Consider the following 17,648-nt stretch of genomic DNA (forward strand, 5'->3'; position numbering starts at 1 on the left):
GGAACGGGCATGTCAAGTTACGAGAACATCTACGAGATTCTGAACGGCGGCGCCAGCAAGGGGTACATCGGCTTCGAACTCGACAAGCTCACGGTTGATCAGCGGATCGCCGCAGCCAACGTCGTGGCACTGGCCGCGATTGCTGAGGAGCTGGACAAGATCGCAGAACACGGTATCGGACAGTCCGAGCGCCGGTAGTTGAGAACGGTTCTCATATTGTGAGATAGTGAGGGGGACGGGCCTGGCGCTCGTCCCCTTCACTATTGGGCCTGGCGTCCAGCGTGATCGAAACCCGATTCTCACGTACAGGAGCCCCATCATGGCTGAATCCACCACCAACGCACCCGAGCTCACCCGCGAGCAGGTGCAGACCGTCCTCGTCAAGCCCCTCGAGGCCGCGTCTATCTTCCTCGCTGCCGGCCCGCGTATCTTCGACTCGGCCTCGCCCGTTCGCATCCCGAAGCTCGGTGGCCCCGTCTCGCCCGACTGGATCGGGGAGAACGAGCAGATCACCGAGAAGGACGTCGACTTCGACGAGGTGCAGCTGCTCCCCTCGACCATGAAGTCGGTCAAGGTCATCACGCGCTACTCGAACGAGCTGGCCCGTCAGTCCGTCGTCTCCCTCGACGCGACGCTGCGCGACCGCCTCGTCACCGACGTCGCCTCGAAGCTGGACACGCAGTTCCTCTCCGCCTCCGGTGACGGCGTGACGACCCCCAAGGGTCTGTTCGCTTACAGCGGCGTGCAGAACGTCGCCGTCGGCGGGAAGATCACCCTCGACGCGCTGCTCGACGCCTGGGGCAAGGCACTGAGCGCGAACGTCAACATGGCCGCGCTCAAGTGGGTAATGACGCCCCGCGAGTTCGTCACCCTTCGCAAGCTCAAGGACGGCGACGGCCGCTACATGCTGACGCCGGACCCGACGCAAGACGGCGTGTTCCGTCTGTTCGGTGCCCCGGTCGTCGTCTCCGGTCGCGTGCCGGACACGGGCGGTTCGTCGTCCACGGGCCGCGCTGCGCTCGTCGACTTCTCCCAGATCGCGGTTGCCCGCGACGTTGCGCCGTCCGTGAAGATCCTCACCGAGCGCTACGCCGACTACGACCAGCAGGCGATCCGCGTTGTCGCCCGCTACGACGCGGCACCGCTGAACCCGCAGGCCATCGTCACGCTCACGGGCATCACCCCGGCCTGATGGTCACCGGCCAGGACGTAGCCGACTTCCTCGGCCAGGGCGACGACGAACAGTTCGTCGCCCTGGCGGGGCAGTCCGTCACGATCATTACCGCGATGGCGCGCGCCTACACGCGGGGAAACGGCTTCGGCAACGGGATGCCCGAGGATGACCTCGCGGCCGTCATCACCACGGCGACCGCTCGTCTCGTCGCTAACCCGGAGCAGTTGCGCGTCACCATCGGCGGCGTGCAAACGGACGGCTTCCAGGGTTGGACGCTGGCCGAACTGTTCGTCCTCAACCGCTACCGGCGGCGCATCCGATGATCTTTCACACGAAGGTCAGCGCCACGCTCGAGGGTGGCTTCATCGAGGACGAGTACCACAACGAGATCCCGGTTCCGGGCGAGACGATCACGTTCCGGGCCGAGTTGCGCCCCCTCACGGGAGACGAGAAAGACTCGGCCGAGCGTGACCTCATCGTCACCCGGTTCCGACTGTTCTACCCGCGCACGATCACGCTCACGGCCCTATGCACGGTGAACGTGAACGGGCAGGAGTACAAGATTGTCGGTCAGCCCGAGCCGCACAGTATCGGTGGCCGCGTCCATCATTACGAGGTGCTGCTCGAGCGCATCACCGGCTAGCTCTGGCGTGTCCACGACTGGACAAGCTGACCAGTCGAGCACCCCCAGCGTGGGGAGATTCCCCACGCTGGCGCGGGCATCAGCCATCGAGTCGATGACCTAAGTACTACTTAGGGCGTCACGCGCACCAATTCCGGGGACTCAGGCGGGGACTCAGAATCTCCGCAAACCCCCTTCCCTCACCGACCGCACCCAACGGTAAAAGCCCGGAAAGCCGGGGAACTCAGCCGCAACCGTACAGTGCAAACCGCTAAGTAAAGTCCGAGATGTACTACGACATCTGATTCCGCGTAGTGGAGGTTGAGGGCCAGGAGAGCCCGGCGAGCGCCAGCGAGCCGGACACTCCTGGCCCTCGGCCGTAACGGTGCGGGATCAGATGTCGTCAAAAGACATCGCCATCCGCCCCGAAGATCCCTTGGGAAGCCCCCATTCTGTAGACGTTCGGCGTCACATACGCCGCGCAACGTCTACAGAACCCGCCCAAGACGGCTCGGAGCCGTGCCACTCTGGGCTCCATGTCTTCTTCTCGGGTGACGAGTTTCCGTAACCACGCTCTGACGTTCGACGTCGTCGACGAGGGGCCGCTGGACGGCGAGATCGTCGTGCTGCTTCACGGATTTCCCGAGCGGGCGTCGTCGTGGCGAGGAGTGACGGCGCGCCTCAACGAGGCCGGCTATCGGACGATTGCTCCCGATCAGCGGGGCTACTCCCCCGGCGCTCGCCCGCGGCGGCGTCGTGACTACGCGATGCCGCGGCTCGCACAGGATGTCGTGGCGCTCATCGACACGCTCGGCGCACCCGTCCACCTCGTCGGTCACGACTGGGGCTCCGCGGTGGCCTGGACGGTGACCGCGCACCATCCCGACAGGATCCGCACCCTCACGGCGATCTCCGTCCCCCACCCCGAAGCGTTCCTGCGCGCCATGCGCGGGCGTCAGCTCGCGCGCTCCTGGTACATGGGAGCCTTCCAGCTCCCGAAGGTCCCCGAGCTCCTCGCACGTCGGGCGGGAGGCGTCATGGACCGGGCGATGCGCGCGTGTGGCATGACGCCCGACGAGGTTGCCCGCTTCCGCACCGAGATCGTCGACGACGGCGCGTTGCCCGGCGGTCTCGGGTGGTACCGCGGATTGCCTTCCTCCAGTCAGAGCTGCCCAGCGGTCCGGGTTCCCACGACGATGGTGTGGAGCACCGGCGACGACTTCATCGACGAGGCGGGCGTTCGAGCCTGCGGCAACCACGTCGAGGCACCGTACGAGCTCGTCGTCCTCGAAGGGGCGAATCACTGGCTCCCGAGCCAGTGCCCGGCAGCGGTTGCCGACGTCATCTTGCGCCGAGCCGAAGGAACTCCTACTAGCCCGCGGTAACCGATCCGAGGCGAGCGTTCTTGGCGTCGCGCTACGGTGGCCTCATGGCTGAGAATCTTGAATCCGATGTGATCATCGATGCTCCTGTGGAGCGTGTCTGGGAGGTCGTCAGCGACCTACGCCGGATGCCGCAGTGGTCGCCCCAGTGCCGCAAGGTCATCGCGCGCGGACCGATTCGTCAGGGTACCTTCATGCTCAACGTCAACCGTGACGGCAAGCTGTGGTGGCCCACTCGGTCCAAGGTCACCGACTTCAGCCACCAGCAGCGTGTCGCCTTCCGCGTGCTCGACAACAACACGGAGTGGAGCTTCACGCTCGTTCCCGATGGTGAGCGCACCCGCCTCGTCGAGCGACGTGACGTTCCCACTCGCGGCACCACCCAGATCTCGCGCGTCCTCATCGACAAGGTGCTCGGCGGCGAAGCCGACTTCGAGGCCAACCTCGTCGCCGGAATGAACGCCACGCTCAAGCGCATCAAGGCGAGTGTCGAAACGTCGAAGGCCGGTCCGAGCGCATGAACGACGGTGCGCGCCTGTACGACATCGGCGAACTGCGTCGCCGAGCGCGGGCGCGTGCCGCCCAACGGGTGGGGCAAGCCTTCGACGGGCAGATCGCGGACGACTCGGTCGCCGGCGTCCGGGTTCGTCGCTACCTGCCCAGTACCATCCACGCCTCCGCGACGACGTTCTTCTTCCTCCACGGCGGCTACGGCCTCTTCGGGGACGTCGAGCTTCAGGACGGGTACTGCCGCCTGCTAGCGATGCGGTTGGCCCACGGGGTCATCGCCATCGATTACCCCCTCGCCCCCGAGAACACGTTTGCTCACGCCATCGCGGCCGTGCAGGCGGTACTGAGGGAAGAGAACACCGGTGTGAGCGTTCTGGCGGGCGATTCGGCCGGTGGCGCACTCGCTGTCGCCACAGCGCGGGCCGGTGAGGAATGGCCCGAGTGCGTCGACGGTCTGCTGCTCACCAACCCCAACCTCGACCTCACGCTCGGCTCGCTCGCTCCGAACGCGCCGGCCGGACCCGACGCCGGCCTCATGAGCCACGCGTTCGCCCAATGGCTGGGCGACGAACACGCAGGGCTTCGCCTCGACCAGGACGCTCGTCGGTTGCCACGCACCCTCGTCGCGGTCGGCACGGATGACAGCCTCGCTCCCGAAGCGAGAACCCTGCACGCCGCCTGCACGCGAGCCCGCGTGCCGTCCCGGCTCCTCGAGTTCGAGGCCGTGGGTCACGGTCTCGTGAGCGAAAGGCACCTCGTCGAGCGCATCGCGGACGAAGCCCGCGTGTTCTTCCGCCTTCCGGCGAGCTGACGCCCCGCGTCAGCCGCCGTACACGATCTGCGTCGCGCCGAGGCGATCGAGCAGGTAGGCCGTTTCGAACGCGGCTTCCTTCCACGACTCGTACCGGCCGCTCACACCGCCGTGGCCGGCCACCATCTCCGTCTTGAGCAGGATCGGACGCTCGCTCTGGTTACTCGTCACGGTGCGACGTAGCTGCTGCACCCACTTGGCCGGTTCGACGAAGAACACGCGCGTGTCGTTGAGGCTCGTCGTGGCGAGCACGGCCGGGTAGCGCTCGGCACGCACGTTCTCGTACGGCGCGTACGACTTCATGTACGCGTACACCTCGGCGTCGGCGAGCGGGTTGCCCCACTCCTCCCACTCCCCCTGCGTCAACGGCATCGACGGATCGAGCGTCGTCGTCAGGGCATCGACGAACGGCACCTGCGTGACGACCGCGCAGAACAGCTCCGGCGCCTCGTTGATCACCGCGCCGATGAGCAGACCACCGGCGGAACCCCCCTCTGCAGCGAGGCGATCCGGCGAAGCCCAACCCGTGTCGACGAGGTGACGCCCACACGCGACGAAGTCATCGAACGTGTTCTTCTTGTGCTCCAACCGGCCGTCGAGGTACCAGGAACGGCCCATCTCACCACCGCCACGCACGTGGGCGATGGCGAAGACGACACCACGCTGCAGGAGGCTGAGACGTAGCACCGAGAAGTACGGATCGATCGACGACTCGTAGGAGCCGTAGCCGTAGAGGAGCACAGGGTTGGTGCCGTCGGCCTCGACGTCCTTGTGCGCCACGAGCGAGATCGGCACCTGTGCCCCGTCCGGGGCCGTGGCCCACAGACGGTGCTGCTGATAGTCGGACGGCTCGTGGCCACCGAGCACCTCACGGCGCTTGAGCAGCGTGACCTCGTCGGTCGTCGTGTCCCAGTCGTAGACCGAGCGCGGCTCGACGAACGACTCGGTGGCCACCATGAGCGTCGTCGCCTCGTAGGTGGGGTTGGCGCCGACGCCCACGGACATCAGCTCGCCGGAGAACGGCAGGTCACGTAGGACGCCGAAACCGTCGCCCTGCTTGGGCAGCAGCTTGACCGTGGCGAGGCCACCGGAACGCAGCCCGACGAGCACGAAGTCGCGGAACGCGGAGACGCCCATGAGGCGCTCGCCCTCTCTTCCTTCGAGGAGCAGCTGCCAGTGCTCGATTCCCGGCGTCGCGAGGGGCGCCCAGGAGACGTCGTAGTCGACGCGGTCGCGATTGTGCACGATGTAGAGGCGCTGACCGTCGATCTCGATGTCGTAGTCGAGCCCCGGAGTGCGCGGCTGAACGACGCGCAGACCTGCCTCGACGTCCTGCAGGTCGAGCAGGTGGAATTCCGCGGTGTCCTTCGAACCGAGCGACAGGACGAGCCACCGGTCGTCGTGCGTTCCCCCGATGCCGAGCCAGTACGAGGCGTCCTCCTCGGTGAACAGGAGCGTGTCCGCGCTCGGGTCCTCACCGACGACGTGGTGCCACACCTGGAAGGGCCGCCACGCCTCGTCGACGCGCGTGTAGTAATACGACTCACCGTCGGCCGCCCAGACGAGGCCGTAGCCGACCCCGGTGACGCTCTCCTCGAGAACCTCACCCGTGGAGATCGTGCGCACGCTGATCTTGTAGCGCTCGTCGCCCTCGAAGTCCATGAGCGCCGCGAGACGGTTCTGGTCGGGGCTGAGAGCCAGGCCACCGACCGAGTAGAAGTCCTTGCCCTCCGCTTCGACGTTGCCGTCGAGGAGCACCTGCTCACCCGGAAGCGACGCCTCGGGCGTCGGCACAGGACGGCTGTCGCCTTCGCGGTACGGTGCTCGGCAACTGATGCCGTACTGCTGGCCCTCCACCGTGCGGGCGTAGTACCACCAGTCCTTGTCACGCACCGGGATCGACAGATCCGTCTCCTTGGTACGCCCCTTGATCTCGGCGAAGATCCGGTCGCGCAACTCCTGCTGCGGCGCGAGGACGGCGTCGGTGTAGCCGTTCTCCGCGTTGAGGTGCGCGATGACCTCGGGGTCGGACTTGTCGCGCAACCACTCGTAGTCGTCGACGAAGACGTCGCCGTGGTGGATGCGCTCGTGCGGCACCCGCTTCGCCTGGGGTGCGCTGGGGCCGTTCGTCGTCATGTTTCCTTCTCTTCGTCGTCGGCTCAGCCGAGGCAGGCGGGGCCCAGCAGCGCCTTGAGGTCGCCGAACAGGGCCGGGGTGGCGTTGACGCGCAGACTGTCATCGAGCTTGACCGTGAGCGTGCGACCGGGCCGGGTGAGGCGCAGGTGCACCTCCGTGATGCCGGGGTGCTCGCCGAGTACCTCCTTGAGCCGCTCGGCGAGGCCCTGCGTGGCGCGGGCATAGGGCAAGTGGAGGGTCACCGGGCCGCGTGGGCCGTCCGTGAGCTCCGGCAGCGTGAGTTCCATCGCGTTGAGCGCGACCGACTCGTCACGACGGTTGACGCGGCCCTTGACGGCGCACACGACGTCCTGACTGAGCATCGTGGAGACCGTGGCATAGGTCGAGGGGAAGAACAGGCACTCGATGGCTCCGTCCATGTCCTCGACCGTGGCGATGGCCCACAGGTCGCCCTTCTTCGTGCGCTTGACCTGCAGACCCGTGATGAGACCGGCAATCGTCACCATGGCCCCGTCGGGCAGCGAGTCCTCACCGAGGAGCTTTGCGACGGACGTGTCCGAGAACTGCGACAGCGCAGCCTCGATGCCGAACAACGGGTGGTCGGAGACGTACAGGCCGAGCATCTCGCGCTCGAAGGCGAGCTTCGTCTGCTTGTCCCACTCGATCGGTGGGATCTGCGGCAGGGCCGCGAACTCGATGCCCGGCGCGTCGTCACCGAAGCCGGCGAACAGCGAATCCTGGCCGTGTTCCTCCTTGCGCTTCTCCTCGATGAGGGCGTCGACGTACGACTCGTGAATCTGCACGAGGCCCTGACGCGGGTGGCCGAGGTCGTCGAAGGCGCCGGCCTTGACGAGCGACTCGACGGTGCGCTTGTTGAGGACCGTCGCCGGGCACTTGCGCAAGAAGTCCTCGAAGGAGGTGAAGCGTCCCTTTTCCTCACGCGTCGCGACGATGGCGGAGACGACGTTCGAACCGACGTTGCGGATCGCCTCGAGACCGAAGCGGATGTCCTCGCCCACAGCGGCGAAGTTACCGATCGACTCGTTGACGTCGGGCGGCAGCACCTTGATGCCCATGTGTCGGCACTCGTTGAGGTACAGCGCCGACTTGTCCTTGTCGTCGCGCACGCTCGTCAGGAGCGCGGCCATGTACTCGGCCGGGTAGTTGGCCTTGAGGTAGCCGGTCCAGTACGACACGAGCCCGTAGGCGGCCGTGTGCGCCTTGTTGAACGCGTAGTCGGAGAACGGCAGGAGGATACTCCACAGCGTCTGCACCGACTCCACGGAGAAGCCGTTGTCGAGCATGCCCTTCTCGAAGTTGACGTACTCGGCGTCGAGCACTTCCTTCTTCTTCTTACCCATGGCTCGACGCAGCAGGTCGGCGTTGCCGAGGGTGTAACCGGCCAGCTTCTGGGCGATCTCCATGACCTGCTCCTGATAGATGATCAGGCCGTAGGTCATGTTGAGGATCGGCTCGAGGGCGTCCGTCAGCTCGGGGTGGATGTAGTCGATCGGCTGGCGCCCGTTCTTGCGCAGCGCGAAGTTGGTGTGGGCATTGGCGCCCATCGGGCCCGGACGATAGAGCGCGAGAGCAGCGGAGATGTCTTCGAAGTTGTCCGGCTGCATGAGACGCAGCAGCTGGCGCATGCCGCCGCCGTCGAGCTGGAAGACACCGAGCGTGTCACCCCGCGCCAACAGGTCGTACGTGCGCGCGTCCGTCATGTCCTTGCTCAGCGCGTCGAGGTCGACCTCCTCGTCGCGGTTGGCCTGGATGTTCTTCAGGGCGTCGTCGAGGATCGTGAGGTTTCGCAGACCGAGGAAGTCCATCTTGACCAGGCCGAGCGTCTCGCAGCTCGGGTAGTCGAACTGCGTGATGACGGCCCCGTCCTGGAGGCGCCGCATGATCGGGATGACGTCCATGAGCGGCTCGCTCGACATGATGACGCCGGCCGCGTGCACGCCCCACTGACGCTTCAGCCCTTCGAGGCCGACACCGGCGTCGAAGATGTTCTTGAACATCGGGTCGGACTCGATGAGCGCGCGGAACTCGCCGCCCTCGGCGTAGCGGGCGTGCTCGGTGTCGTACATCTTCGCGAGCGGCACGCCCTTACCCATGACGTCGGCGGGCATCGCCTTCGTCATCTGCTCACCGACGGTGAACGGGAAGTCCATGACGCGCGAGGCGTCCTTGACGGCCTGCTTCGCCTTGATCGTGCCGTACGTGACGATGTACGAGACGCGGTCGTCTCCGTACTTGTCGACGACGTAACGGATCACCTCGGAGCGCCGGCGCTCGTCGAAGTCGACGTCGAAGTCGGGCATCGACTTTCGCTCGGGGTTGAGGAAGCGCTCGAAGATCAGACCGTGCGGGATCGGGTCGAGGTCGGTGATGCCCATGGCGTAGGCGCACATCGAACCTGCACCCGAACCACGCCCCGGCCCCACGCGGATGCCGTTGTCCTTGGCCCAGTTGATGAAGTCGGCGACGACGAGGAAGTAGCCCGGGTAGCCCTTGCCGACGATGACGTCCTGCTCGTAGCGAGCCTGCTTGATCGCGTAGTCCGGCACCCCTTCGGGGAAGCGCCGCTTGAGGCCGCTCTCGACCTCCTTGATGAACCACGACGTCTCGTCCTCCCCCTCGGGGCACGGGAAGCGCGGCATGTAGCGGCCTTCGCCCTCGGTGAAGGAGACTTCGCACTGCTCGGCGATGAGCAGCGTGTTGTCGCACGCGTCCGGGTGGTCGCGGAAGAGGTGACGCATCTCGTCGGCCGACTTGAGGTAGAACTCGTGCGAGCCGAACTTGAAGCGGTTGGGGTCGGTCAGACGCGAACCGGAGTTGATGCACAGCAGCGCATCGTGGTGAACCGCGTCCTCCTTGTTCGTGTAGTGCAGGTCGTTCGTCGCGAGCAGCGGTAGGCCCAGGTCCTTCGCCAGCTTGAGCAGGTCGCTGCGCACCCGACGTTCGATGTCGACGTCGAGGTCGTGCTCCATGAGCTCGCAGTAGAAGTTGCCCTCGCCGAAGATGTCACGGAACTCGGCGGCCGCCTCGACGGCCTTGTCGTACTGCCCGAGGCGCAGGCGGGTCTGGATCTCGCCCGAGGGGCAGCCCGTCGTGCCGATGAGACCCTTGCCGTACTGCTGCAGCAACTCACGGTCGAGGCGCGGGTACTTCGAGTAGACCTGATCGAGTGAGGCCTGCGAACCCATGCGGAACAGATTGTGCATGCCGTCGTTGTTCTTCGCCAGCAACGTCATGTGCGTGTAGAGACCACGGTTCGAGACGTCGTCGGCCTCCTGGCCGCGCTCGCCCCAGGTCGTACGCGTGCGGTCGGTGCGGTGCGTGCCCGGCGTGAGGTAGGCCTCGAGCCCGATGATGGGCTTCACGTCGTACTTGCGCGACTTCGACCAGAACTCGTAGGCACCGAAGAGGTACCCGTGGTCGGTGGTGGCGATCGCCGGCATGCCGAATTCCTGGGCACGGGCGAACATGTCATCGATACGGGCTGCACCGTCGAGCATCGAGTACTCGGTGTGGTTGTGCAGGTGGACGAAGCTGCGCGACTGACTGGACATCGGGGACGAGTCTACGACCGGCCACCGACAACCGCCTGTGCGCTGAGCGCCGCGTTCGCTCACGGCGGATCGACCACGAGCGCACGACCCTCGTGGCGACCCCCGCGAACACGGGCAAGTGCGTTGTTCAGGTCCTGATGAGGTCGAGCGCGCGCGCCAGATCCTCGGGGTACGGCGAGGTGAACGTCACGTGCTCACCGCTGCCTGGGTGCTCGAAACCGAGCTCGACGGCGTGCAGCCACTGGCGGTCCAGACGCAGGGTCTTGGCGAGCTTGGGGTCGCTGCCGTACAGCGGGTCGCCGACGCACGGGTGGTGCATCGCGGAGAAGTGCACGCGAATCTGGTGCGTGCGCCCCGTCTCGAGGTGCACCTCGAGCAGCGACGCCGAGCGGAAGGCCTCGAGAAGCTCGTAGTGGGTGACCGAAGCTCGGCCGGAGTTCATCACGGCAAACTTGTAGTCGTGGCCGGGGTGACGCCCGATCGGCGCGCTGATCGTGCCCTCGATCGGGTCCGGGAGCCCCTGAACGAGGGTGTGGTAGGTCTTGTCGACCGTGCGGTCGCGGAACGCCTGCTTGAGCAGCGTGTAGGCGCGCCCACTCTTGGCCACGACCATGAGGCCGCTCGTGCCCACGTCGAGGCGCTGGACGATGCCCTGACGCTCGGGCGCACCGGACGTCGAGATGCGGTAACCGGCGGCGGCGAGACCGCCCACGACGTCGGGGCCGTCCCAACCGACGCTCGGGTGGGCTGCGACGCCCGCAGGCTTGTCGACGACGACGATCTCAGAGTCGTCGTGGACGATGCGCATACCGGGGATCGCCTCGACGCGGGGCTTGGCCTCGCGAGGGCCGGTGCGCTCGGGCATCGTCACCTCGAGCCAGGAGCCGGCGCTCACACGCTCGGACTTGGCGACGACCTTGCCGTCGACGCTCACGGCGCCCTCGGCAGCCAGCTCCGCCGCCCGAGTCCGCGAGAACCCGAGCAGCCGGGCGATGGCCGCATCGACGCGTTCACCCTCGAGACCCTCGGGGACCGGAAGTGCCTTGACCTCGCTCATGCTGCGTCCTCGTTCCCGTCGTTCTCGGTTTCGCCCTCTCGGTCACGGTCACGGATGCCGTCCAGGCCGACGCCGCGGAACGTCAGCACGACGACGAGGGCCGCAGCCGTGCAGATCGCGATGTCGGCCACGTTGAAGATCGGCCAGTTCGGCAGCTGGAGGAAGTCGACGACGTACCCCTTGCCCCCGCCCGGCGGACGGAAGAAGCGGTCGGTGAGGTTGCCCACCGCTCCCCCGACGATGAGACCGAATGCGAGAGCCCAGCCCGTGCTGCGCAGCTTGCGCGCCGTGACGAGCACCGCGATGACGACGGCTACCGCGATCGCGGTGATGAAGATCGTCGAGTTCGTGCCGAGGCTGAAGGCAGCCCCCGGGTTGTGCGTGAGCTGGAATCGCAGGAACGACCCGATCACTTCACGCGGGCGCCCGTCGGCCAAGGCATCGAGCGCCCACGCCTTCGTCGCCTGGTCGATGCCGTAGGCCGTGGCTGCCGCCAGGCCGAGGACGGCGAGGTGCCTCGTGGACGCCCGGCGGGGCGTTCGAGGGTGGTCGGGTGTGGTCGCGGAACTCAGCGACGCTCCTGCTTCTGCTTGCATGACAGGCATAGGGTCGCACGCGGGAAGGCTTGAAGTCGAAGTTTGCCGATCGCACCGCCGCACGATTCGCACACGCCGTAGGTGCCGTCGTCGATGCGGGCCAGGGCCTTCTCGTTCTGTTCGAGCACCTCGGCGGACTTGCGGGCCAGCGAGATTTCGTGCTCGCGCTCGAAGTTCGCGTTACCCACGTCGGCCTCGTCATCGCCGGCGCCGTCACCCGGGTTGCGCAGCAGCCCCTCGAGGTCGCTGGCCAGGCTCTCGAGTTCGGCTCGCACGCGCGCGACCTCAGCCTCGAGTTCCTCGCGCACCTCGGCCAGCTCAGCGTCGGTCCAGGGCTCTTCCTCGGCCTTCACGGCCAGATCCTGCGCCGAAGCCGCAGCGTCCTTGGTTGCCATCGTCTTCTCTTCCCCTTGGTGGTGGCTCGCCCGGCGCACGATGCTCCGAGCGAGCCTGATTAAGGTCAGAGGATAGGGCACAAGTTGAGGCTTCGTGCGTGATCCGCCGACGAATTCGCCTAACCGACAAGTAATCCACCCCGGCGTGGGGAACTGGCCGTCACGCCCGTCGCTACCCGGGTTCCGGACATGAGGAGGGGCCCCGACACCGGGTGGTGTCGGGGCCCCTCGTCACGAGATCACTGACGCTTGTCGGCGGGCGACTGCGTTTCCTTCTCGTCGAGCTTGCGAAGCTGCTCGCTGAGGTAACCCTTGAGGTTCGAACGGTAGTCCGTCTCGAAGCCCTTGAGACGATCGATCTCGCCGGTGAGCGACGTGCGGCGGGTCTCGAGGTCGGCCAGGATGCCCTTACGGCGCTCCTCGGCCTCCGACACGAGGCTCGTCGACTTCTCGGTACCGGTCCGCACCAGGTCGTCGTGCTGCTTCTGGCCCTTGCTCACGAGGTCGTCGTGCTGCTTCTGGCCCTTGCTGACCAGGTCGTCGTGCTGCTTCTGGCCGGTCGTGACGAGCTCGTCGTGGCGCTTCTTGGCCGAGCTGAGGAGCTCTTCGCTCTTCGAGTTGGCCTCCCCGACGACCTTCTCGTGGTGGGCCTTCGCCTCGCTCAGCAGGCGGTCGCGCTCGTTCTCGCCGTCCTTGACGTGCTGGTCGTGCAGACGCTGGGCGAGGGCGAGGACGCCCGCGGCGTCGCCGGCACCCGCGTTTGCGCCGTTGTCGCTCGGGGCCGCCAAGGCGGCCGCGTCGCTCTGCTGCTGGTTCTTCGTCGAGCGCAGTTCGTTCTCGAGTTCACTGACCCGCTTGCGCGCCGCCTCGAGCTCGGACTGAGCCGTGGCCGCCTCACGACGAGCGGTCTCCGCAGCTTCCTTCGCCGCATCGCGCTCGCTCGTCAGGTCGCCGACCTGCTTGTTCAAGGCGTCCGAACCGGACCCGTCGTTCTTGACGGGCTGCTGCGACGTGGACGACGTCTCACGGGCCTTGGCGAGTTCGGCCTTCAGACGCTCGATCTCGGCCTTGTCCGCGTCGGACGAGCCCTGCCCCCCGGCAACCGGCGTGAGCGCCGGGACGGCTGCAGCACCGCGCGTAGCGGTCTGCCCGGCCATCGTGGCGTCGGATTCGGACCCGCCCTGCCCGCGACGGCAGTCGTCGAGCTTGTCGCTCAGGGTGTCGTTCTCAGCGTTCAGTCGGCGCAACTCGACGACGATCTCGTCGAGAAAGTCGTCGACCTGAATCTCGTCGTAACCGCTGCGCCCGAAGCCCTTGGGTTTCGAGAACTCCTTCTTCACGACGTCTTCTGGCGTCAGCGCCATGTGTTCACCTCAGTAACGCTCGAGCCACGGACACGCCCTGTGGCTACGGATCATGCCCGGCACGGAAGCCGGGCAATCGACAATACTCCTACGCTCACCTTAGGAGATTCGCGGCCACTTGCACAGCCAGGGCCAGGATGATGAAGGCCAGATCGAGGGCGATGCCTCCCAAACGCAGGGGCGGAACCACCTTCCGGATGGCCTTCAGGGGCGGGTCCGTCAGCGTGTAGACGAACTCCGCGACGACGAGAACCGGTCCCTTCGGGCGCCATTCGCGCGCGAAGAGCTGGATCCAGTCGAAGACCAGTCGTGCGATGAGCACGACGAAATACAGATCGAGCAACGTGGCCACGGAGTGGCGAACAACGTCCATGTTTCCTCCGCATGGTCATCGGGTGGATTGGGTCAACGTACGAGCAGGGCCGCGCCTTCCCGGTTCGGGAAGACGCGGCCCCACCGACGTCGGACGCCGGGTGTCAGCTCTGGTTGAACAGGCCTCGCGTCGCCTTGGCGACCTCGGGGCCGGAGGTCGAGACCTCGACGTTCTCCGGGGACAGGAGGAAGACCTTGCTCGTGACGCGCTCGATCGAGCCGTGAAGGCCGAAGACGAGGCCGGCGGCGAAGTCGACGAGTCGCTTGGCGTCCGTGTCGTCCATGTCCGAGAGGTTCATGATGACCGGAACGTTGTCGCGGAAGGCCTCGCCGATCTCCTTCGCCTCGTTGTAGGTGCGAGGGTGGATCGTCGTGATGCGGCTCATGCTCGAGGCCTCCATGTCCGGGATGTCGTGGTGGGCCACCTCGGGCCGCAGCGGCGTGACCTCGGCGGGAGTGCGACGCTCGTACGCCTCGTACGTCTCCGGGTCACGCTCGTCGTAGGCGGCGTCGTACTCGTCGCCATAGGCGTCGACGTTCCGGGCTACATGAGGGTCGGTGTCGGACAGGCCGAGGTATTCCATCGTCTTGCGCAGTGCGCCACTCATAACTTCTTGCTCCTTGGTCCGCCCTGGCCCCTGCGGAAGGGCACCACGTGCTCGTCGGTGTCGCGTTCGAAGTTACCTGGCAGCAGGGCGTGAACCGAGTATTGCGCTACCGACACGCAGGTGTGTCGCGCCGATTTTCACCGCGGCCTCCAGATCGCCCGACATCCCCGCCGACAACACGCGCGCCGCGGGGTGGTCTGCGAGGAAGCTCTCGCGCACGGCGGCAAGCCGCTCGAAAGCGCGCTCAGGCTCCTCGCCGCGCGGAGCAACGGCCATGAGGCCGCTCAACGTCAACCCTGACGCCTGAGCCACCTCGTCGGCCAGGGCAGCGAGCTCAGCGGGCGCCACGCCCCCACGTCCTTGCGAGTGCTCCTCGAGATCAACCTGGAGGAGAACCTCGAGCGGCGTGTCGCGCTCCCCACCCGCAGCGTCGAGCAGCGGGACGAGCTTGGGCCGGTCGAGAGACTGCACGACGTCGACGAGCGAGGCGACGCGCTTGGCCTTCTTGCTCTGCAACTGGCCGATGAAGTGCCGGGTCGGAGCCTTGAGAAGATCGGGGCGCTCTTCACGCAGCGAGTCGACCTTCTCGTGCAGTTCCTGCTCGCGGCTCTCCCCGACGTCGGTGACGCCCAACTCGGCGAGCGCGACGAGATCCGAGACCGGGAAGAACTTCGTCACCACGACAAGGGTCGGCTCTTCGTCGCGCCCCGCATCCCGGGTGGCCGACGTGATGCGCTCACGCACCTGCTCGAGCCGGGTGGCGAGTTCCGCCCGACGCTCGTCGTCGACCTCGATCACGCCGCCTCCGATCCTTCTCGGCGGACGATGACACCGGCGAAGCGGCCCGTCCGACCGTCACGGCGGTAGGAGAAGAGCCGCTCGTCCTCGACGGTGCACCCGGCGATCCACTCGAACGGCACGTCGAGCTCGGCGAGTTGTGACGCCACACCGGAGGCGACGTCGATGGCCGGGGTGCCCCAACGCGTGATCGCAGCGCTCGTGGGGTACTGCGTCCGAGCACCGTCGTACATCTCCTGCGGCACCTCGTAGCAGCGTCCGCACACGGACGGGCCGAGCGTGGCGCGCACCGATGTGGCCCCCAGGTCACGCATGGCAGCAACAGCCGCGGGCACGACGCCCGCGAGCATGCCGGGGCGCCCGGCATGAGCAACGCCGAGCACACCTGCCTCGGCATCTTCGAGGAGAACCGGGACGCAGTCCGCCACCATGACCGCGAGCGCGAGATCCGACGAGTTGGTGACCATGGCATCGACGTCGTGGACCTGCCCGAGCGAATCGGGTGTCACCTCGACGACATCGCGTCCGTGGACCTGGTTCATCCAGGCGATGGGAACGCCCCCGAGTTCCGCGGACAGGAGGTCACGGTTCGCGCGAACGTGCGCTTCATCGTCACCGACGTGAAGGCCGAGGTTCAACGCCGAGAACGGCGCCTCGCTGACACCCGAGAGGGAGTCGGTGAAGCACCGTTCCAGGTTGCCTTGCGGCAGGTCACGCCGGTCGTGCCAGTAGAACATCGACCGGGGCCCTTCTCACTTGAGGAAGTCGGGGACGTCCAGGTCGTCACGGTCCTCGAAGGTGACCTCCTTGGGAGGACGCGCGACCTGCTGCTGACCCTGCGTCTGGGTGCCCGCTGCGGAGCTGCCCTGACGCTGCTCGGAGCCGGACTGACGCGAGTCGTCCTGACCGGCCTCCTGGCCGTGCTGCTGACGCGTCGGCGGAGCCGACACGCGCGTCGGGCCCGACGTCGTACCCGGCACCGTGGCCGGCTGGATCGTCTGGGGGGCCGCCGGCTGCTGCGTCTGCTGAGCCGGGGCCGCGGACGGCGCCTGCGTCATCGACGACTGCTGCTGGCGCTGAGCGCCGCCACCGGCGTTGCCACCGGAGCGCTGCGACTCGTCCGAGCGCTTCTGCGGAGCGCCGCCGTCGAAGCCCGCCGCGATGACGGTGACGCGGACCTCGTCGCCGAGGGCGTCGTCGATGACGGCACCGAAGATGATGTTGGCCTCCGGGTGGGCGGCCTCCTGCACGAGGCGCGCGGCCTCGTTGATCTCGAACAGACCGAGGTCGGAGCCCCCCTGGACCGACAGGAGCACACCGTGCGCACCGTCGATGCTCGCCTCGAGCAGCGGGCTGGAGATCGCGAGCTCCGCGGCCTGAACCGCACGGTCCTCGCCGCGAGCCGAGCCGATGCCCATGAGGGCAGAACCGGCGCCCTGCATGACGGACTTGACGTCGGCGAAGTCGAGGTTGATCAGACCCGGCGTCGTGATGAGGTCGGTGATGCCCTGAACACCCGAGAGGAGGACCTGGTCGGCCGAACGGAACGCGTCGAGCATCGACACGGCGCGGTCGGAGATCGACAGGAGGCGATCGTTCGGGATGACGATGAGGGTGTCGACCTCTTCGCGCAGCGCGTTGATGCCGAGCTCGGCCTGGTTGGCGCGGCGACGGCCCTCGAACGTGAACGGACGCGTGACGACACCGATGGTCAGCGCACCGAGGCCCTTGGCGATCTTCGCGACGACGGGGGCGCCACCGGTACCGGTACCGCCACCCTCACCCGCAGTGACGAAGACCATGTCGGCGCCCTTGAGGACCTCTTCGATCTCCTCGGCGTGGTCCTCGGCGGCCTTGCGGCCGACCTCCGGGTCGGCGCCGGCGCCCAGACCGCGCGTGAGCTCGCGGCCCACGTCGAGCTTCACGTCTGCGTCACTCATGAGCAGCGCCTGGGCGTCGGTGTTGATCGCGATGAACTCGACTCCCTTGAGCCCGACTTCGATCATCCGGTTGATGGCGTTGACGCCACCGCCGCCGATACCGACGACCTTGATGACGGCCAGGTAGTTCTGGGGAGTTGCCACGGGGAGGGGCCTTTCGAACGCGGGTGCGGGTATGCGAACTCGATGCTACGCGAACCGTCGACCACTTGGCGAACACTTCAACATCCCGTTGAACGTTACCCGCGAATTACCGGTTCGCCCGCGCAGGCCAACGCGATCCGCCGCCGAGGTCCCCTCCCCCGGACAAC

The 17,648-nt window shown here is 66.9% G+C and carries 18 protein-coding genes; 7 read left to right on the top strand and 11 right to left on the bottom strand.

Annotated features, from left to right (window positions below; all coding sequences use genetic code 11):
• Nucleotides 1–9: 9 nt before the first annotated feature.
• From H7F30_RS12235 to H7F30_RS12265, 7 genes are all read left to right on the top strand, one after another.
• Nucleotides 10–198: a hypothetical protein gene (locus tag H7F30_RS12235; RefSeq protein ID WP_115296109.1), complete on the top strand. Its 189-nt coding sequence runs from the start codon at nucleotides 10–12 to the stop codon at nucleotides 196–198.
• Between the two features lie 121 nt (nucleotides 199–319).
• On the top strand, nucleotides 320–1,192 hold the full coding sequence (locus H7F30_RS12240; protein ID WP_187035419.1) for a phage major capsid protein: 873 nt from the start codon (nucleotides 320–322) through the stop codon (nucleotides 1,190–1,192).
• Nucleotides 1,192–1,497 (top strand): hypothetical protein, encoded by a 306-nt coding sequence (locus H7F30_RS12245; protein WP_187035421.1) that lies wholly within the window; start codon nucleotides 1,192–1,194, stop codon nucleotides 1,495–1,497. Before H7F30_RS12240 ends, H7F30_RS12245 begins: the two co-directional genes overlap by 1 nt.
• Nucleotides 1,494–1,817 (top strand): hypothetical protein, encoded by a 324-nt coding sequence (locus tag H7F30_RS12250; protein WP_129663050.1) that lies wholly within the window; start codon nucleotides 1,494–1,496, stop codon nucleotides 1,815–1,817. Before H7F30_RS12245 ends, H7F30_RS12250 begins: the two co-directional genes overlap by 4 nt.
• A 515-nt stretch (nucleotides 1,818–2,332) precedes the next feature.
• On the top strand, nucleotides 2,333–3,181 hold the full coding sequence (locus tag H7F30_RS12255) for an alpha/beta fold hydrolase (protein ID WP_187035423.1): 849 nt from the start codon (nucleotides 2,333–2,335) through the stop codon (nucleotides 3,179–3,181).
• A 44-nt stretch (nucleotides 3,182–3,225) separates the two neighbouring features.
• The gene (locus H7F30_RS12260) at nucleotides 3,226–3,699 is read left to right on the top strand and encodes an SRPBCC family protein (RefSeq protein ID WP_187035425.1); all 474 of its coding nucleotides are present in this window, start codon (nucleotides 3,226–3,228) and stop codon (nucleotides 3,697–3,699) included.
• On the top strand, nucleotides 3,696–4,499 hold the full coding sequence (locus H7F30_RS12265) for an alpha/beta hydrolase (protein ID WP_187035427.1): 804 nt from the start codon (nucleotides 3,696–3,698) through the stop codon (nucleotides 4,497–4,499). Before H7F30_RS12260 ends, H7F30_RS12265 begins: the two co-directional genes overlap by 4 nt.
• A 9-nt stretch (nucleotides 4,500–4,508) precedes the next feature.
• On the opposite strand, the gene H7F30_RS12270 is transcribed toward H7F30_RS12265, so the two are convergent.
• The 11 genes from H7F30_RS12270 to ftsZ all read right to left on the bottom strand — a co-directional run bounded on the left by H7F30_RS12270 (nucleotide 4,509) and on the right by ftsZ (nucleotide 17,481).
• The gene (locus H7F30_RS12270) at nucleotides 4,509–6,635 is read right to left on the bottom strand and encodes a S9 family peptidase (protein ID WP_187035429.1); all 2,127 of its coding nucleotides are present in this window, start codon (nucleotides 6,633–6,635) and stop codon (nucleotides 4,509–4,511) included.
• 23 nt (nucleotides 6,636–6,658) lie between these two features.
• Nucleotides 6,659–10,207: a DNA polymerase III subunit alpha gene (gene dnaE / locus H7F30_RS12275; protein ID WP_047311448.1), complete on the bottom strand. Its 3,549-nt coding sequence runs from the start codon at nucleotides 10,205–10,207 to the stop codon at nucleotides 6,659–6,661.
• A 127-nt stretch (nucleotides 10,208–10,334) separates the two neighbouring features.
• On the bottom strand, nucleotides 10,335–11,264 hold the full coding sequence (locus H7F30_RS12280; protein ID WP_187035432.1) for an RluA family pseudouridine synthase: 930 nt from the start codon (nucleotides 11,262–11,264) through the stop codon (nucleotides 10,335–10,337).
• Complete coding sequence (gene lspA, locus H7F30_RS12285) at nucleotides 11,261–11,860, bottom strand: signal peptidase II (RefSeq protein WP_222617806.1); 600 nt, start codon at nucleotides 11,858–11,860, stop codon at nucleotides 11,261–11,263. The genes H7F30_RS12280 and lspA overlap by 4 nt, the downstream gene beginning before the upstream one ends.
• Nucleotides 11,833–12,255, bottom strand: coding sequence for a TraR/DksA family transcriptional regulator (locus H7F30_RS12290; RefSeq protein WP_047311446.1), 423 nt, complete (start codon nucleotides 12,253–12,255; stop codon nucleotides 11,833–11,835). Before H7F30_RS12290 ends, lspA begins: the two co-directional genes overlap by 28 nt.
• A 239-nt stretch (nucleotides 12,256–12,494) precedes the next feature.
• A complete protein-coding gene (locus H7F30_RS12295; protein ID WP_187035436.1) occupies nucleotides 12,495–13,619 on the bottom strand; it encodes a DivIVA domain-containing protein in 1,125 nt (374 codons plus the stop codon).
• A 94-nt stretch (nucleotides 13,620–13,713) separates the two neighbouring features.
• Complete coding sequence (locus tag H7F30_RS12300; RefSeq protein ID WP_118913123.1) at nucleotides 13,714–13,992, bottom strand: YggT family protein; 279 nt, start codon at nucleotides 13,990–13,992, stop codon at nucleotides 13,714–13,716.
• Between the two features lie 103 nt (nucleotides 13,993–14,095).
• Nucleotides 14,096–14,599: a cell division protein SepF gene (locus tag H7F30_RS12305; protein ID WP_047311443.1), complete on the bottom strand. Its 504-nt coding sequence runs from the start codon at nucleotides 14,597–14,599 to the stop codon at nucleotides 14,096–14,098.
• A 72-nt stretch (nucleotides 14,600–14,671) separates the two neighbouring features.
• Nucleotides 14,672–15,397 carry a YggS family pyridoxal phosphate-dependent enzyme gene (locus H7F30_RS12310; protein ID WP_187035438.1) on the bottom strand — a complete coding sequence of 242 codons (726 nt, stop codon included), beginning with the start codon at nucleotides 15,395–15,397 and terminating at the stop codon, nucleotides 14,672–14,674.
• Nucleotides 15,394–16,134 (bottom strand): peptidoglycan editing factor PgeF, encoded by a 741-nt coding sequence (pgeF, locus tag H7F30_RS12315; RefSeq protein WP_187035440.1) that lies wholly within the window; start codon nucleotides 16,132–16,134, stop codon nucleotides 15,394–15,396. The genes H7F30_RS12310 and pgeF overlap by 4 nt, the downstream gene beginning before the upstream one ends.
• A 15-nt stretch (nucleotides 16,135–16,149) precedes the next feature.
• Entirely contained in the window at nucleotides 16,150–17,481 is a 1,332-nt protein-coding gene (ftsZ, locus tag H7F30_RS12320) for a cell division protein FtsZ (RefSeq protein WP_187035442.1), read from the bottom strand.
• Between the last annotated feature and the right edge of the window lie 167 nt (nucleotides 17,482–17,648).

The sequence above is a fragment of the Dermacoccus sp. PAMC28757 genome (assembly GCF_014302635.1).
GTDB classification, from domain to species: domain Bacteria; phylum Actinomycetota; class Actinomycetes; order Actinomycetales; family Dermatophilaceae; genus Dermacoccus; species Dermacoccus abyssi.

Excerpts from the sequence above, each read along its gene's own strand:
- H7F30_RS12235 (WP_115296109.1), top strand. The coding sequence starts at position 10 with ATGTCAAGTTACGAGAACATCTACGAGATTCTGAACGGCGGCGCCAGC.
- H7F30_RS12270 (WP_187035429.1), bottom strand. The coding sequence starts at position 6,635 with ATGACGACGAACGGCCCCAGCGCACCCCAGGCGAAGCGGGTGCCGCAC.
- H7F30_RS12260 (WP_187035425.1), top strand. The coding sequence starts at position 3,226 with ATGGCTGAGAATCTTGAATCCGATGTGATCATCGATGCTCCTGTGGAG.
- H7F30_RS12280 (WP_187035432.1), bottom strand. The coding sequence starts at position 11,264 with ATGAGCGAGGTCAAGGCACTTCCGGTCCCCGAGGGTCTCGAGGGTGAA.
- H7F30_RS12300 (WP_118913123.1), bottom strand. The coding sequence starts at position 13,992 with ATGGACGTTGTTCGCCACTCCGTGGCCACGTTGCTCGATCTGTATTTC.
- H7F30_RS12290 (WP_047311446.1), bottom strand. The coding sequence starts at position 12,255 with ATGGCAACCAAGGACGCTGCGGCTTCGGCGCAGGATCTGGCCGTGAAG.
- H7F30_RS12265 (WP_187035427.1), top strand. The coding sequence starts at position 3,696 with ATGAACGACGGTGCGCGCCTGTACGACATCGGCGAACTGCGTCGCCGA.
- pgeF (WP_187035440.1), bottom strand. The coding sequence starts at position 16,134 with ATGTTCTACTGGCACGACCGGCGTGACCTGCCGCAAGGCAACCTGGAA.
- H7F30_RS12255 (WP_187035423.1), top strand. The coding sequence starts at position 2,333 with ATGTCTTCTTCTCGGGTGACGAGTTTCCGTAACCACGCTCTGACGTTC.
- H7F30_RS12240 (WP_187035419.1), top strand. The coding sequence starts at position 320 with ATGGCTGAATCCACCACCAACGCACCCGAGCTCACCCGCGAGCAGGTG.
- dnaE (WP_047311448.1), bottom strand. The coding sequence starts at position 10,207 with ATGTCCAGTCAGTCGCGCAGCTTCGTCCACCTGCACAACCACACCGAG.
- H7F30_RS12295 (WP_187035436.1), bottom strand. The coding sequence starts at position 13,619 with ATGGCGCTGACGCCAGAAGACGTCGTGAAGAAGGAGTTCTCGAAACCC.
- lspA (WP_222617806.1), bottom strand. The coding sequence starts at position 11,860 with ATGCAAGCAGAAGCAGGAGCGTCGCTGAGTTCCGCGACCACACCCGAC.
- H7F30_RS12305 (WP_047311443.1), bottom strand. The coding sequence starts at position 14,599 with ATGAGTGGCGCACTGCGCAAGACGATGGAATACCTCGGCCTGTCCGAC.
- H7F30_RS12245 (WP_187035421.1), top strand. The coding sequence starts at position 1,192 with ATGGTCACCGGCCAGGACGTAGCCGACTTCCTCGGCCAGGGCGACGAC.
- H7F30_RS12250 (WP_129663050.1), top strand. The coding sequence starts at position 1,494 with ATGATCTTTCACACGAAGGTCAGCGCCACGCTCGAGGGTGGCTTCATC.